This window comes from Stenotrophomonas sp. 96582_Sma (assembly GCF_056480905.1).
The window spans coordinates 3543426-3558446 of the sequence record NZ_CM151122.1 but is presented as its reverse complement, the minus strand read 5'-3'; the positions used below and the strand labels follow the sequence as shown (position 1 = coordinate 3558446).

The window sequence follows — 15021 nt, the reverse complement described above, 5'->3', positions numbered from 1 at the left end:
GCCCGACGGCTGTTGGTAGACGCCGACCTTGGTCGGCGCCGGGGCTGAAGGCGCCGCGGGATGAGCGTGTCGACCAAGGTCGACACCTACCAGGCGCATGTAGCGTCGAGCCACGCTCGACGGCTGTTGGTAGACGCCGACCTTGGTCGGCGCTGGGGCTGAAGGCACCGCGGGATGAGCGTGTCGACCAAGGTCGACACCTACCAGGCGCATGTAGCGTCGAGCCATGCCCGACGGCTGTCGGTAGACGCCGACCTTGGTCGGCGCTGGGGCTGAAGGCACCGCGGGATGAGCGTGTCGACCAAGGTCGACACCTACCAGGCGCATGTAGCATCGAGCCACGCTCGACGGCTGTTGGTAGACGCCGACCTTGGTCGGCGCTGGGGCTGAAGGCGCCGCGGGCTGAGCGTGTCGACCAGGGTCGACACCTACCAGGCGCATGTAGCGTCGAGCCACGCCCGACGGCTGTTGGTAGTCGCCGACCTTGGTCGGCGCTGGGGCTGAAGGCGCCGCGGGATGAGCGTGTCGACCAAGGTCGACACCTACCCGGCGCATGTAGCGTCGAGCCACGCTCGACGGCTGTTGGTAGACGCCGACCTTGGTCGGCGCCGGGGCTGAAGGTGCCGTGGAATGAGCGTGTCCACCAAGGTCGACACCTACCAGGCGCATGTAGCGTCGAGCCACGCTCGACGGCTGTTGGTAGACGCCGACCTTGGTCGGCGCCGGGGCTGAAGGCACCGCGGGATGAGCGTGTCGACCAAGGTCGACACCTACCGGGTGGCAGGTAGCGCCGGGTCATGCCTGGCGGATCGCGGCTTCAATTCCGCCGCGGATCCAGCGAGATCAGGCGCGTGGCATCCAGCAGCGCGGCCGGCAGATGCATGCCGCCGGGCGCGGCGAGATAGCGCGGCCGCCACTGCGGATCGAACTTCGATTTGAAGCGGCGCAGGCCACTGAACCCGTAGAAGCGTTCGCCGTGCCGCGCCAGCAGACCGGCCAGTCGGTTCCAGCGACCGGCCAGCCGATGCTGTGCCAGCCCGGACAACGGTGCCATGCCCAGCGAGAAACGCGCATAGCCCTGCGCGCGGCCCCACAGGAACAGTTCGATGAAGAGGAAGTCCATCGTGCCCTTCGGTGCTTCGTTGACGTGGCGCATCAGGTCGACCGACAGCTCGGCGCCGGCCGGTGCCTGCCACAGGTTGGCGAACGCCACGATCTGGCCCTCGGCCTCAACCAGCGCCACCGGGAAGCGCACCAGGTAGTCCGGGTCGTAGCTGCCCAGCGAGAAGCCCTTCTCATCGCCGGCCTTGTCTTCCAGCCATGCGTTGGAAATTGCGTGCAGGCGCGGCAGCAGGCTGGGAATTTCCTCCACCGGTGCCACGCGGAAGGACAGGCCACCGCGCTTGCCCCGGTTCCAGGCTTGGCGCAGATCGGCGCGTTCGCGGCCTTCCAGGCCGAAGTCATGCAGCGGCACCATCGCTTCCTCGCCCAGCTTGACCAGGCCCAGGCCCAGGTCGAGGTAGGTCTGCCAGTAGGTCTCGCCCACCTGGTAGAACACCGGGCGCAGGCCCAGCCGGTCGGCTTCCTCGCGGAAGCGCCAGATCAACGCGCGCGCCACGTCAGGCGGGCCGACTGGATCGCCCATCGCGATCAGCGAACCGCCGTAGCGTTGCATCATCACGAAGCCCTGTTTCGCGTCATCGCGCAGCACCGCCTTGTCGGCGGTCAGTACCAGGCAGGCCTGGGTATCGGTGGCACCGGCCAGTACCGGCGCCAGGGACTGCAGCGTGGCCTCATCGGCGGCTGGCAGCGGACTGCGCGTGCTGTGCAGCAGCCGCGCCAGGCCGAACATCACCAGCGCGATGGCGACCACCAGCAAGGCACGCAGCGCGCGCGGCGCGTTGCCGGACACCGCGAACTGCCACCACAGCTCGTTCTGGTACTCGACGTGGCTGTAAGTGAAGAACAGCAGCCAGGTGACCGCGACCAGCACCAGGCCGAGATTGCGCAGCCACGGCCACGACCAGGCTTCGTCCAGCAGGGCACCCTGGCGGTAGAACTCGCGGCGTGCGGCCCACAGTGCCATCGCCACCAGCACTGCCGAGACCGCGATCAACAGCTGGCCACCACGCAGCCACAGCGGCAGCGGGGTGATCACGCACACTGCCATCGCCAGCATCCACGCCGCATGGCTGCGCCGGGCCAGGCCCTGGCCGATCAGCAGCAGTGCAACGCCGCTGAGGCTGCCGATCAGATGGGATGTCTCCAGGATCGGCAGCGAGGCATTGACCAGGTGACGGCGAGGCGTCGGCAGCGTGCCGTCGATGACCAGCGCGGCGCCGATGCTGAACACCGCCAGCGCGATGATCTGCGGCAGCCACGGGCGCAGCGCGTTCCAACCGGCGCGGGTTGCGCCGGCACTGGCCTGTAGCGGCTGACGCAGTGCCGGCGCGAGCGCGAGGAGCGTGGCCAGCACCAGCGGCAGTACGTAGTAGGTGACGCGGTAGATCAGTGCCGCCGCCAGCACCGCAGCCGGTGCCACCTGTGGCAACAGCTTCAACAGGCTCCATTCGAATACGCCCAGGCCCGCAGGAACCGTCGAGACCAAGCCGGCCAGCACTGCCACCAGGTACAGGCCGACGAAGCCCGGCAGGCCGGTCGGCGTGGAGTCCGGCAGCAGCACGTAGAACGCGGCACTGGCCAGCACCAGCTCGATGACGCTGAGGACGGTGACACCGATCATGGTGCGGCGGTCGGGCAGCCACAAGGCATGACCGAACACACGGAACTGCCGTCCTTCGCGGCCGACCAGCAGCACGGTGCCGAGATAGGCGATCAGGGCGACGATGCCGACCACGCGCACGGCATCGGGATTCAACGGCAAGGCCAAGGCCGCCGCCGCCGGTTCCATGCACAGCGCCACACTGATCAGCAGCCATGCACCGAACACGAAGCCGAGCGTGCTCATCAGCACCACCTGGCCGATCTGCGCCAGGTCCAGGCCGGCGCTGCGGTAGCCACGCAGGCGCACCGCGCCGCCGGTCAACGCGGCAAAACCCACGGTCTGGCCCAGCGTGTGCGCAAGGAAGGCGGTGATGCCGACGCGCGCGGGGTGCACGCGGATGCCGCTGCGGCGCAGGCCGATGGCATCGAAACCGATCAGGCAGGCGTAACTGGCCAGGCCGAGTACCACGGTGAGCGCGATCTGCCTGCCGCTGAGCTGCCGGAACGCCTGGCGGATGGCGCGATAGCCGTGCTCGTCGAACTCGTTGGCCAGGCCGTGCAGGGCCAGGGCGAGGATCAGCAGGGGGATGACGATGGTGGCAACCCGCTTCCAGGTTGGCGTGGAAGAGGCGGTGGTGGAGTCGACGGGGGCGGTCATCGGCGCAAGGGTGCGGCAGGAGGGGCGAGGGCGGTGTCAACGCGGGCGTGGCGCATCGTGCGCCTGTCATCGTCATTTGACCAGTGGGACCGTCCGAGTCCGGTAGTGACGTGTCGCGGAGGATGCCCGTGCACCCACCGTCGACCGGTTTGGAGGACAATGCAGGCCTGATCAACCGCAGGAGCCACGCCCATGATGGAGCGTTACGACGTCGGACCGCGCATGTCCGAAATGACCGTATACAACAAGGTCGCCTATCTCTCCGGCCAGATTCCGGAAGACACCAGCCAGGACGTCACCGGCCAGACCCGGCAGGTGCTGGCAGAAATCGACAAGCTGCTGGCGTTGGTCGCCAGTGACCGCCAGCACGTGCTGCGCGCCGAGGTGTTCCTGGCCGACATGGCTGACTTCGACGGCATGAACAAGGCGTGGGATGAGTGGGTGGTCGAGGGTGCGACCCCGGCGCGTGCCACGGTCGAGGCCAAGCTGGCCCACGCTGACTGGAAGGTCGAGATCGTAGTGACGGCGGCGGTACCGTAACGGCAGGCAAGGTCAGGTCCCACCAGCGGAGGGTAGAGTCGACGGTTAGTCGACTATCGCGCGCAGCGCGGGGTTTTGCGCCGCCGGAACGAAGAGCAGTCGACAAACAGTCGACTCTACCCCGCCGCTCCACTGCCGGTTGGTCTGGTGGCTACGTTGGCACCAGCTCGATGCAGTCGACCGGGCACGGTGGAATGCACAGCTCGCAACCGGTGCACAGATCGGCAATGACCGTGTGCATGTACTTGGCGCCACCGACGATGGCATCCACCGGACAGGCCTGGATGCACTTGGTGCAGCCGATGCAGTCGGCTTCCACGATCAATGCCACCTGCGGCGCCTTGTGCTCGCCGCGCGAACGATCAAACGGAATGGCGGGTACGTCCAGTACCTGCGCCAGTGCGCGCGCGCCAGCGTCGCCGCCCGGCGGGCAGCGGTCCACGCCTGCCTCGCCGCGCGCCATGGCCTGCGCGTACGGGCGGCAGCCGTCGTAGCCGCATTGCCCGCATTGGGTCTGCGGCAGCAGGCGGTCGAGGCGTTCGGTCAGGGGAGGAATCAGGCTCATGCGTGGCGAAGGCTGCGCGTTGGGGTTACTTCAAGGGCTTGCCACGGAACCAGCGCTCGTGGGCCAGCGCCAGCATCGGCTTGTCTTCGGAACTGTCACCGTAGGCATGGATGCGCACGTAGCGTGACAGATCGAACTGGCGACGGATGTGCTCGACCTTGCGCGGGCCACAGTCACCACCGGCATAGCGACCTGTGAGACGGCCGTCCTGGCTCTCCAGCCGGTTGCAGATCAACTGCAGGCCCAGTTGTTCGCACCACGGCCGCAGATACAGGTCCAGCGAGCCGGACACGATCACCACGGTGTGCTGCTGTTCCTTGTGCCAGCGGATCTGCTCCAGCATTTCCGGGCGCACCACGTCGGGCAGGAACTCACGCGAGAAGCCGGCGGCCAGCGTGGCGATGTCATCGCTGTGGCGGTCGCTGAAGGTCAAACGGGTGACGCGCGCGCGGATGCGCTCGGCCGAGATCAGTTTCAGCTTGTATGCGGCCAGCCACGGGCCGACCTTCCACCACGCCTGTGCCAGCTGTTCGGCCGTGGCCACGCGGCGCAGGAAACGGCCATAGGTATCGCAGGTGGTCACGGTGTGGTCGAAGTCGAACAGCGCCAGTTCCATTCCGTTGCCTCCCATCGCGTTGCCCCGAGGCCGGTGCTGCCGGCGGGCGTGGCCGCAACCACGCCCGCTGCGGGCATCAGCGGACCGGCATGCCCGGCTGCGCGCCGCTGTCGGCGTCCAGCAGCGCCAGCGCGCCGCCGTCGAAACCGGCCGACAGGATCATGCCTTCGCTCAGGCCGAAGCGCATCTTGCGCGGGGCCAGGTTGGCGATGAACACCACACTGCGGCCGACCAGCTTCTCCGGCTCGCCGTAGCTGGCGCGGATACCGGAGAAGATCTGGCGCTTGCCCAGCTCGCCGGCGTCCAGTTCGAAGCGCAGCAGCTTGTCAGAACCTTCCACGAACTCGCAGACCAGCACCTTGCCGATGCGCAGGTCGAGCTTGGCGAAATCGTCGATGCCGATGTAGGCCGGAGCATCGGCACCCTTGGCTTCGTCCTTGGCCGGTGCCGGTGCCGCTGCGGCCGGCTTGGCGGCGTCGGTCTTGGCGGCGGGGGCGGCAGCGGCGGCCGGCTGCAGGGTGTCCTTGGAGGCGTCGCTCATGGCGTCAATCTTCTTCGGGTCGATACGGGTGAACAGCGGGGTGTAATCGGTGATGCGATGGCTCAGCAGCGGCTGCGCCAGTTCGGTCCAGTCGTTCACCGGTGCGGCCAGGAAGGCTTCGGCCTGTGCGGCGGTGGCCGGCAGCACCGGCTTCAGTGCGGTGACCAGCACGCGGAACAGGTTCAGGCCCTGGCTGCACACCGCCTGCAGCTGCGCGTCGGCGCCTTCCTGCTTGGCGATCACCCACGGCTTGACGTCGTCGATGTAGCGGTTGGCTTCATCGGCCAGGGTCATGGTCAGGCGGATCGCCGCGGCCGGATCGTTGCGCTCGTAGGCTTCACGGATCGGCGCCACGCCGTCGACGAAGCGCTGGTACTGCGCCGCATCGGGCAGCTGTGCGGCCAGCTGGCCGTCGAAACGCTTGCTGATGAAGCCGGCACAGCGGCTGGCCAGGTTGACGAACTTGCCGACCAGGTCGGCGTTGACGCGGGCGATGAAGTCACCCAGGTTCAGGTCGAGATCGTCGACGCCACCGCCGGACTTGGCCGCGAAGTAATAACGCAGCGCTTCCGGTTCCAGGCCGGCATCGAGGAACGTACGCGCCATCACGAAGGTGCCGCGCGATTTGCTCATCTTGGCACCGTCCACGGTCAGGTAGCCGTTGACGTGCAGGCGGGTCGGCGCGCGGTGGCCGGTGCCATGCAGCACCGCCGGCCAGAACAGGCCGTGGAAGTTGACGATGTCCTTGCCGATGAAGTGGTGCAGCTCGGTGGTGGTGCCGGCGCGCAGGTGCGCTTCGAAGTCTTCGCCGAGCTTGCCGCACAGGGTCTGGAAGCTGGACAGGTAGCCGATCGGCGCATCCAGCCAGACGTAGAAGTACTTGCCCGGCTGGCCGGGAATCTGGAAACCGAAGTACGGTGCGTCGCGCGAGATGTCCCACGCGCGCAGGCCACCTTCGGCATTGAGCCACTCACCCAGCTTGGCCTTCACGCCCGGCAGGGCGACATCGCCGGCCAGCCATTCGCGCAGGAATGCATCGAAGTGGCCCACCTCGAAGAAGAAGTGCTCCGAATCGCGCATTTCCGGCGTGGCACCGGAGATGACCGAACGCGGCTCCTTCAGGTCGGTCGGCGCATAGGTGGCGCCGCAGACTTCGCAGTTGTCGCCGTACTGGTCGGGGCTGCCGCAGTTCGGGCAGATGCCCTTGACGTAGCGGTCGGGCAGGAACATGCCCTTGGCCGGGTCGTAGAACTGCGCCACCGAGCGACGGCTGATGTGGCCGGCCGCTTCCAGCTTCAGGTAGAACTGCTCGGTCAGCGCCTTGTTGGCCGCCGAGTTGGTCGAGTCGTAGTGGTCGAAGGCCACGCCGAAGGCGGCGAAGTCGCGCTCATGGCCGGCCTGGATGTTGGCGATGAAGGCTTCCGGGGTGACCCCGGCCTTTTCCGCGGCGAGCATGATCGGCGTGCCGTGGGTGTCGTCGGCGCAGACGAACCAGGCCTTGCCGCCGCTCATTCGCCGCGCGCGCACCCAGATGTCAGCCTGGATGTAGCCGACCAGATGGCCCAGGTGCAGGGGGCCGTTGGCGTAGGGCAGGGCGGTGGTGACGAGCGCGGTACGGGTCATGGTCGCGGGGTGCAGCCGAGGGGAACCGCAGATTATCGCATGCCTGCAACGAGGTGACCCGGCCGGGGCCGGGTCACGGGGGTACGGCGCGGGCCTGGGGGCTTATTCGCGCTGCCAGCTCTGCGCGCGGCAGATGAAGGCAATGCAACCGGACACGTCCAGCTTGGTGCCGCCGGGCTGCAGTTCCATCTTCGACTTGTAGGTCTTGCCGTTGGCCGGGTCGAGAATGGTGCCGCCGGACCACTTGTTGGCGCCGTCGGCCTTCAGGTTCCAGAGAATGGTCATGCCCTTCACCGGCTTGTTCTTGTTGGCGCCTTCACAGCCGTCGCAGACCGGGTTCGGGCCCTTGTCCGAGTGCAGGATGTCGACCACCTTGCCGGTCAGCGTGCCGTTGGCGGCCTGGCTGATCTCGACGATCGACTTCACCTTGCCGGTCTTGTCGTCGATGGTCTTCCAGCGGCCGGCGGCGCCGTCGGCGGCCTGTGCCGACAGGGCGGCCAGGCACAGCGGCAGTGCCAGCAGCAGGGTCTTGAAGGTGTTGCGCATGGTCCCCTCCCAGGGTTCATTCCGGCACGCTGCCGGCATGGGTCGACTGTATACCCATTCGGCGGGGTATGGGGAAGGGGGGCTTTGCAGGGCTGCGCCCTGCACCCGCGGTAGTGCCGGCCGCTGGCCGGCAACCTCAACGGCAACGGCAACGGCAACGGCAACGGCAACGGCAACGGCAAAACCGCCCCGCCTCCGACAGATTTCTGCGGCTGTTGGTAGGTGTCGACCTTGGTCGACACGGTAGATCCACGCCATGCGTGGATGAATCTCGATTGAAGAACGCTCAACCGACTTCGTACAGCTCCAGCGGCAGGTCGTCGGGGTCGGTAAAGAAGGTGAAGCGGCGGCCGGTGTATTCGTCCACGCGGATCGGTTCGCATACCACGCCATGCGCGGCCAGGCGCTGGATGAAGGGTTCCAGCCGGGCGACGCGGAACGCGAGGTGGCGCAGGCCCTGGGCTTCCGGGCGGCTGGGACGGGGCGGCGGCGAGGGGAAGGAGAACAGTTCCAGCTGGCCACCGTCGGGCAGGGCCAGGTCCAGCTTCCAGGAATCGCGCGCGGCACGGTGGTTCTCGGCCAGCACGCGCAGGCCGAGGATGCGCACGTAGAAGTCCTTCGAGCGTGCGTAGTCGCTGCAGATCAGTGCGGCGTGGTGGATGCCCAGCAGGGCGTCGGCATCGCGGGTCATTGCAGGGTGTCCAGCCAGCGCTGGGCGATCTTCAGCGCCAGCGGATAGAGTTCGGGGTCGTTGCGGTTGGTCAGCACGATCACGGTCAGGTGCTTCTCCGGGTGGCGCACGATCACGTTGCGGAAGCCGATGCTCTCGCCGCTGTGCCATTGCACCGGGCCATTCAGGCGCCAGCCGAAGCCGTAGTGCGGCACGTCCGGTTCGGGTGTTGCGGTGGCCGGGCTGAACATCGCGCGGCGCGAGGCTTTCGACAGCAGGCGGTCGTCGTACAGCGCCGCATCCCAGCGGGCCAGGTCGTCCAGCGAGGAATAGATGCCGCCATCGCCGAGCACGGCGCTGGTGGTGCTCTGGTCGGTGCGTTGCCAACGGCCATCGATCCAGCTGTAGCCATAGGCGCGTGCAGCGACCGTGTCCTCGCCGTCCTGGTGGGCCACGGTATGCGCCATGCCCAGCGGGCGGAAGATGCGCTGCTGCAGAAAGCTCGCGAAATCCTGGCCGGAGGCGCGGCCGACGATCATTGCCAGCAGTGCATAGCCGCTGTTGCTGTAGCGGTACTGCGTGCCCGGTGCGAAGTTCAGCCGGTCCTGGCGCGACAGCAGGGCCAGCACATCGGCATCGTGTACCTGCCGTGTGTCCGCCGGGTCCATCAGGTCTTCGTAGTCGAGCAGGCCGCTGGTGTGCGAGAGCAGCTGGCGGATCGTGATGGCCGCTGCAGCCGGCGGCAACTCGGGCAGCCACTGCCGGGCCGGCTGGTCGAGCCCAAGCCGGCCATCCTCCACCAGCAGCAGCACCGCCGCAGCGGTGAACTGCTTGCTGACCGAGGCCAGCCGGAAGTTGCTGGCCGCGGTGACCGTGGTGCCGTCCTCCAGCACCGCCAGGCCGTAGCCGCGGCGGAATACCGGTTGCCCGTCGTGCAGTACCAGCACGGCGGCGCCGGGTACCTGGCCATCGTAGGCCTGCATCAGGCCGTCGATGCCCGCATCCGGTGGGGTCAGCACCGGTGCGGCGGAGGTGGCCAGCGGCAGCAGGCCCAGCACGGCGGCGAACAGGGCGACGGCAGGGCGCATGGCGGCTCCGGAGGGGTCAGGGTGAAGGCGCGGGTGTGGCGCTGGCCGGCTGCGCCATCCAGCGCTCCATCTTGCGGTCCAGCACGTCCAGCGGCATCGAGCCATCCTTCAGCAGTTCGGCGTGGAAGCGGCGCAGGTCGAAGGCGGCACCCTGGCGTGCCTTGGCCTTGTCGCGCAGGGCGACAATGGTGGTCAGGCCGGCCACGTTGGACAGCGCCTGGCCGGGCTGGGCCATGATCCGCTCGACTTCGGCGTTGGCGTCATCGCTGCTCATGTCCACGGTCTTCTGCAGGTAGGCCACGGCCTGCTGCTTGCTCCAGCCCTGGGCGTTCACGCCGGTGTCGGCCACCACGCGGGCAGCGCGCAGCAGGCGCGAATACAGGTAGCCGATGCGGTCGTAGGGATCGGTGTAGATGCCCAGGTTCTCACCCAGTGTTTCGGCATACAGGCCCCAGCCTTCGACGAAGGCGAGATCGCCACCCAGGCGGCGGAAGCGCGGCAGCTTGGCCAGCTCCTGCTGCAGGCCCAGTTGCACGTGGTGGCCGGGGATCGCTTCATGCAGGTACTGCACCGGCACGTTCCAGCGCTTGCGGCTGGGCAGGTCGCGGGTGTTCACGTACAGCACGCCCGGTTGCCCGGCCGCAGACGGCTGGTAGGCCGCTGCTGCGGCGGTCAGTGCACGCTCCGGTTCCACCGCGCGCACGTCCAGCGTTGACTTGGGCAGGGTATCGAGCACCTGCGGCAGGCGTGCGTTGACCTGCTGCTGCACCTGGCGATAGCGGTTGATCAACGCATTGGCGTCGCCGTACTGGAACTGGCGGTCGTTGCGCATGCTGCGCAGCAGCTTGGCCGGCGTGCCGCGCAGCTTGGCGTCCTTCATCACCGTGGCGATCTGCGCCTGCAGTTCCTGCACGCGCTGTTCGCCCAGCGCGTGCAGCTGCGCGGCGGTCTGGTCGCTGGCCGTGGTCTGCACGATCAGGTTGGCGTACCAGGCCTGGCCATCGGGCAGTGCGCCCAGGCCGCTGCTGGTGCGCGAGGCGGGCAGGTATTCTGTGGCGATGAAACCGCGCAGGGCGCGATAGGCCGGCATGATGCGCAGTTCGATCATGCGCTTGTATTCGGCGCTGATGCGGGCCTTGTCCTCGGCCGCGATGGTGTTCGGCATGGTGCGGATCGGCGACCAGAAGATGCTCTCTTCGGCGGTCGGCTTGATCACTGCATCCAGCTGCGGCAGCACTTTTTCCATCAGGTCGCGTGGCTGCACCACGCCGGCCTTCATGCCCTGGCGCATGTTGTCGATGGCCTGGTCGAACAGCTCGGGAATGCCGAGCGAACGGCGCGACCAGGTGTCGTAGTCCTGTACGGTGTTGAACGGCTGTGCGCCGGCACCGGCGCCGAGGATCGCCATGATGCTGCCGACGTTGTAGTACTGGCTGATCGGCATCATCCAGCTCGGGTAGCGCTCGGCGGCCAGCGAAGCGCGCGCGTCGCGCACGAAGATCTCGTAGCTGAGCAGGTCCTGGCCCTGCAGGCCGTCGCTGCCGAGTTTCTCGACCTTGCCCAGCCACTCGGTGGTGAAGTCGTGCGATTGCTGGCGCCACGCGGCGGACAGGATGTTGGGCAGCTGGTCGTTGTAGCGGGCCTCGCCCTGGAAGGTTGCCTGCAGCGGATTCAACCGCATCGAGGCATCCCAGTATTCGTCATACAGGCGCTCCAGCTGCACCTGCTTGGGTACGGCGCGGGCCGGTGCGACCGGACGCGGCGTGGCGCGGCGCGCCGAACTGCCACGGGCCGGCGCGGTAGCGCGGGCAGGCCGGGCCTTGGGCTTGGCGGCCTGGCGGGTCTGCGCGGCGGCAGGGCGGCTGGCCTTCTTTTTCGCTGCTTCGGCCGACGGCACGGCGCTGAACAGGAACAACGCGGCGATGGCGGCGGCCAGGGCGCGGGTGGGATGCGGCATCAGGAGCTTCCGTGGAACACAGACCGTGGAGCTTGCACGATCCGGCCGCGTACGGCCAGCGTGAAGGCGCAGTCAGCTTTTTGCTGCTGGGGCTTCAGTCAGCCGCAGCGGCGGCGCGCAACGATGCGGCTCGCTCGGCACCCAGATAGCGGGTGATGGCACGCCGCATCAGGTACAGCAACGGAATCAGGGCGATCGCAAAGCCCATCTTGTAGATGTAGTTGACGCTGCTGACCGCCAGGAACAGCGAGGTCGGCCAGTGTTGCGGGCCCAGCACGAAGGCGATCCAGATCACCACGAAACTGTCCACCACCTGCGAGATCGCGGTGGACCCGGTCGCACGCAGCCACACGTGGCGTTCTCCGGTGGCCTGGCGGATGCGATGGAACACCGCCACGTCGATCAGCTGGCCGAGCAGGAAGGCCACCAGCGAACCGGCGATGGTCCACATGCCCTGGCCGAACACCGCTGCGAATGCCGCCTGGTAGTCCGGCACGCCGTGGCCATCCATCGACGTGACCCACCAACTGGCCGGCGCCAGCGAAATAGCCGCGAAGGCGAACAGGAAGCCGTAGCCGATCAGCACCACCGCCAGCCACGAGATGAAGCGCACGCCGCGCTTGCCGAAGAACTCGTTGATGGTGTCGGTCATGATGAACACCACCGGCCACAACAGGGTGCCGGCGGTGAAGCTGAGCGAGCCGGTCTGGCCGAACAGGTTCCAGTTCAGCGGAGCGATGCCCAGGGTGTCTTCCAGCGCGAAGATCTTCACCCCGATCAGCTCGGCCAGCACCGCATTGCCGCAGAAGAACGCGGCCAGCACGATGAACAGCAGGACCGCGCGGTCCTGCAGCGGGCGCTCGATCGGCGCCGGGGTCATTCGGTGCGTTCGCCGGTGCGATCGCCGGCACGGGTGAACGGCACGCTGGACGGCGCCACGGCACCGCCGGAAATGATGAAGCTCATGGCCTGGTCGACGGTCCAGTCGGTCGGCGTCAGCAGTTCCACCGGCACGATTTCCAGATAGCCCGAGGTCGGGTTCGGCGTGGTTGGCACATACACCGCGGCCAGCTCACGGTCGGTGCCGTGTTCCTTGATCACGCGGGTGACCAGGCCGACCGATTTCATGTCGCGGTGCGGGAAGTCGATCAGCACCACGCGCTGGGTGCTGCCCGGCTCGGTCTGCAGCATGTCCAGCAGCTTCTTGGCGCTGTCGTAGATGATGCTGGCCAGCGGAATGCGCTTGATGACCGCGCCCACCCAGCGCAGCAGGCGCTGGCCGAGCACGCGGCGGCTGGCCACGCCCACCGCCAGGATCACCAGCAGGGTGGCCAGCAGGGCGATGGTGTCCTGGATCCATTCGGCGCGGACCCAGCCGAGGTAGTGCGGGAAGCTTGTCGCGATCTGCTCGGACAGCGGTACCACCAAGGGGCTGGAAATGCCCGACAGCAGCACGAACACGAACTTGACCACGACCCAGGTCAGCCAGATCGGCAGCAGGGTGAGCAGGCCGGTCAGGAACAGGCGCTGCAGGGAGGGGCGGGGGACCAGGGCGGGGGCTTCGAGCGACATGCGCGCATTGTAGCGGTCACTGCCGGTCGATTACGCTGGGGAATCGACTGTGGCAACGGCACATGGAAGGGAAGCTGTGTTGAAGATTCTGCGCGGACTGGGCTGGACCCTGGCAGGCCTGCTGGTGCTGGCCATCGTGGTGTGGTGCGCCTCGCGCATGTGGCCGGTGCCCGAATCGCGGCTGCAGGCGCAGCAGCGACTGGAAGCACGCCTGCCGGCGACTGGCCACAACGGTTATGCCCTGTTGTGGACGCTGCCGTTCGACGATCTGGATGCCCGCCAGCGCGAGCAGGCGTTGGCCGAGGACGTGCGCCGTTGGGAGGCCGACCTGCGGGGCAGCGGCGGCGGCCAGACACACCTGGTGGCCAACCATGCTGAGCTGCGCTCGCGGCCCGGTGCCAGTTGCGGGCCGGCCGCCAGCGGCTGCCTCGCCCAGGTCCGCGCGGACCCGCAACGCTTCGTGGAGGCCCATGCTGGGCACCAGCAGTTGCATGCGCGGCTGGATCAGCTGGCCGAAGCGGACTACTTCATGTCGCCGTTCCCGCCGAAGGGCGAGGGCGTTCTGGTTCCGTTGCCGACCTATGGCGTGGTGATGGACGCCACCAGTGCACGCGCGCTGGCGTACGTGCAGGGCGATATCGACGGTGCCCTGCGAGGTGCCTGCAGTGGCCTGCAACTGGGCCGGCGGCTGTTGCCCGGCAGCAGCTATCTGGTCGAGAGCATCATCGGTGCCAGCCTGGTGCAGGCCAATGCCCAGCTGCTGGCCGACATGCTGGTCGAACTGCCGGCCGACCACCCCTTGCCGGCGGAGTGCGAACAGGCCATGCAGCCGCTGCGGGCCGAGGAACAGAGCCTGTGCCGTGCCATGCAGGGTGAGTACGCGATGAGCCGGGCGGCGATCGAGACATCGGCGCGGGAGTTCGGCGGCGTGCTGGTGCTGGATCGCAGCAGCACCCTGGCCCGCGCGGCCGGCAATTTCGGCTGGGCCTGTGGCGCGGCAGCCACGTCGGCGCTGGAAGCGGATCGCCCGTTGCCAGTGCCGGCGCCACCGCAGCATGACTTCGGCTGCCTGTCGAACGTAATGGGCTGCGTGCTGACCGATATCGCCGCGCCGATCTATCCTGCCTATTCGTCACGGCCACAGGATGCCGCGGCGATGGTGCGGCTGCTGGGGGCGCAGCGTTGGCTGCGGCAGCAGACGGATGATCCGGTGGACGCACTGCAGCGGCTGCCGATGCAGTTCCGCTCGCCGGTGCGGGCGCCGCAGCTGTCGGCCGACGGCCGCCACCTGCAGGTGCCGCGTCGCTCTCCAGCGCGCAGCGCTGAAGAGAACCCGTGGCTGTCGGTGCCGTTGCAGAAGGAATTGGCTTCGACTGCTGCGGGACGCGACTGAAGCGCGCTCAGCGTGCGTGCGGCTTCAACCGCAGGTAGACCTGCTTGCGCACCTGGGCGACCACCTCGCCGCTTTCATCGACGACATCATTGCTGAACCATCTCAGCACTTTGTCACCAGCGGCGGCTTCGTCGCGCAGTTCGTCCAGCAGTGCGTCGTCGATGCGGAACGAGGTACGCACGGTACCGCGGCCGGGCTTGAGGAAATCGATGGCGCCGGCACGGTCCCACACGTAGTAGTCGCGGCCGAGGATGTGCAGCAGGCCAAGCATCCAGAACGGATCGGTCATCGCAAACAGGCTGCCGCCGAAATGCGTGCCGACGTAGTTGCGGTTCCAGGGCCGCATGCGCAGTTCGACGTCGATCTGCCGGTAGTCCGGCGAGACCCGGGTGACGTGGATGCCGGTGAACAGGAACGGCGGCCAGAGATTGATACCGAAGCGGAACAGGCGGGCGTTCATGCGGGTCCGGGGGCGCAGGGCGAGGCGCCCAGTCTAACCATTCGCATGCGTATGTTGCACCCCGGGCG

13 protein-coding genes are annotated in these 15021 nt (G+C 67.8%); 2 read left to right on the top strand and 11 right to left on the bottom strand.

The window, feature by feature from the left end:
* Positions 1–817: 817 nt before the first annotated feature.
* Positions 818–3382, bottom strand: a complete 2565-nt coding sequence (gene mprF / locus ACZK2R_RS16680; RefSeq protein WP_180836600.1) for a bifunctional lysylphosphatidylglycerol flippase/synthetase MprF — start codon at positions 3380–3382, stop codon at positions 818–820.
* A 192-nt stretch (positions 3383–3574) separates the two neighbouring features.
* Here mprF and ACZK2R_RS16675 point away from each other — a divergent pair, with 192 nt between their 5' ends.
* Entirely contained in the window at positions 3575–3922 is a 348-nt protein-coding gene (locus ACZK2R_RS16675; protein WP_180836601.1) for a RidA family protein, read from the top strand.
* Positions 3923–4073: 151 nt separating this feature from the next.
* On the opposite strand, the gene rnfB is transcribed toward ACZK2R_RS16675, so the two are convergent.
* From rnfB to ACZK2R_RS16630, 9 genes are all read right to left on the bottom strand, one after another.
* Positions 4074–4487, bottom strand: coding sequence for an Rnf electron transport complex subunit RnfB (rnfB, locus tag ACZK2R_RS16670; protein ID WP_080291848.1), 414 nt, complete (start codon positions 4485–4487; stop codon positions 4074–4076).
* A gap of 25 nt (positions 4488–4512) precedes the next feature.
* Positions 4513–5103, bottom strand: coding sequence for an HAD family hydrolase (locus ACZK2R_RS16665; RefSeq protein ID WP_049463206.1), 591 nt, complete (start codon positions 5101–5103; stop codon positions 4513–4515).
* A 76-nt stretch (positions 5104–5179) separates the two neighbouring features.
* Positions 5180–7267, bottom strand: a complete 2088-nt coding sequence (gene metG / locus ACZK2R_RS16660) for a methionine--tRNA ligase (protein WP_180836602.1) — start codon at positions 7265–7267, stop codon at positions 5180–5182.
* 102 nt (positions 7268–7369) lie between these two features.
* Complete coding sequence (locus ACZK2R_RS16655) at positions 7370–7813, bottom strand: DUF2147 domain-containing protein (protein WP_180836603.1); 444 nt, start codon at positions 7811–7813, stop codon at positions 7370–7372.
* Positions 7814–8099: 286 nt separating this feature from the next.
* The gene (gene gloA2 / locus ACZK2R_RS16650) at positions 8100–8504 is read right to left on the bottom strand and encodes an SMU1112c/YaeR family gloxylase I-like metalloprotein (RefSeq protein ID WP_125893960.1); all 405 of its coding nucleotides are present in this window, start codon (positions 8502–8504) and stop codon (positions 8100–8102) included.
* Positions 8501–9571, bottom strand: a complete 1071-nt coding sequence (locus ACZK2R_RS16645; RefSeq protein ID WP_125893962.1) for a serine hydrolase domain-containing protein — start codon at positions 9569–9571, stop codon at positions 8501–8503. Before ACZK2R_RS16645 ends, gloA2 begins: the two co-directional genes overlap by 4 nt.
* 16 nt (positions 9572–9587) lie before the next feature.
* A complete protein-coding gene (locus tag ACZK2R_RS16640) occupies positions 9588–11528 on the bottom strand; it encodes a DUF885 domain-containing protein (RefSeq protein WP_071228705.1) in 1941 nt (646 codons plus the stop codon).
* Positions 11529–11622: 94 nt separating this feature from the next.
* On the bottom strand, positions 11623–12408 hold the full coding sequence (locus tag ACZK2R_RS16635) for a queuosine precursor transporter (protein WP_049437362.1): 786 nt from the start codon (positions 12406–12408) through the stop codon (positions 11623–11625).
* Complete coding sequence (locus tag ACZK2R_RS16630; protein ID WP_049463210.1) at positions 12405–13100, bottom strand: DUF502 domain-containing protein; 696 nt, start codon at positions 13098–13100, stop codon at positions 12405–12407. The genes ACZK2R_RS16635 and ACZK2R_RS16630 overlap by 4 nt, the downstream gene beginning before the upstream one ends.
* Before the next feature lie 76 nt (positions 13101–13176).
* Between ACZK2R_RS16630 and ACZK2R_RS16625 the strand changes: the two genes are divergently transcribed.
* Positions 13177–14493 carry a hypothetical protein gene (locus ACZK2R_RS16625; RefSeq protein ID WP_180836604.1) on the top strand — a complete coding sequence of 439 codons (1317 nt, stop codon included), beginning with the start codon at positions 13177–13179 and terminating at the stop codon, positions 14491–14493.
* 7 nt (positions 14494–14500) lie between these two features.
* Here the strand turns inward: ACZK2R_RS16625 and ACZK2R_RS16620 are convergent, their stop codons facing one another.
* Entirely contained in the window at positions 14501–14953 is a 453-nt protein-coding gene (locus ACZK2R_RS16620; protein ID WP_154353097.1) for a DUF4442 domain-containing protein, read from the bottom strand.
* Positions 14954–15021 lie beyond the last annotated feature (68 nt).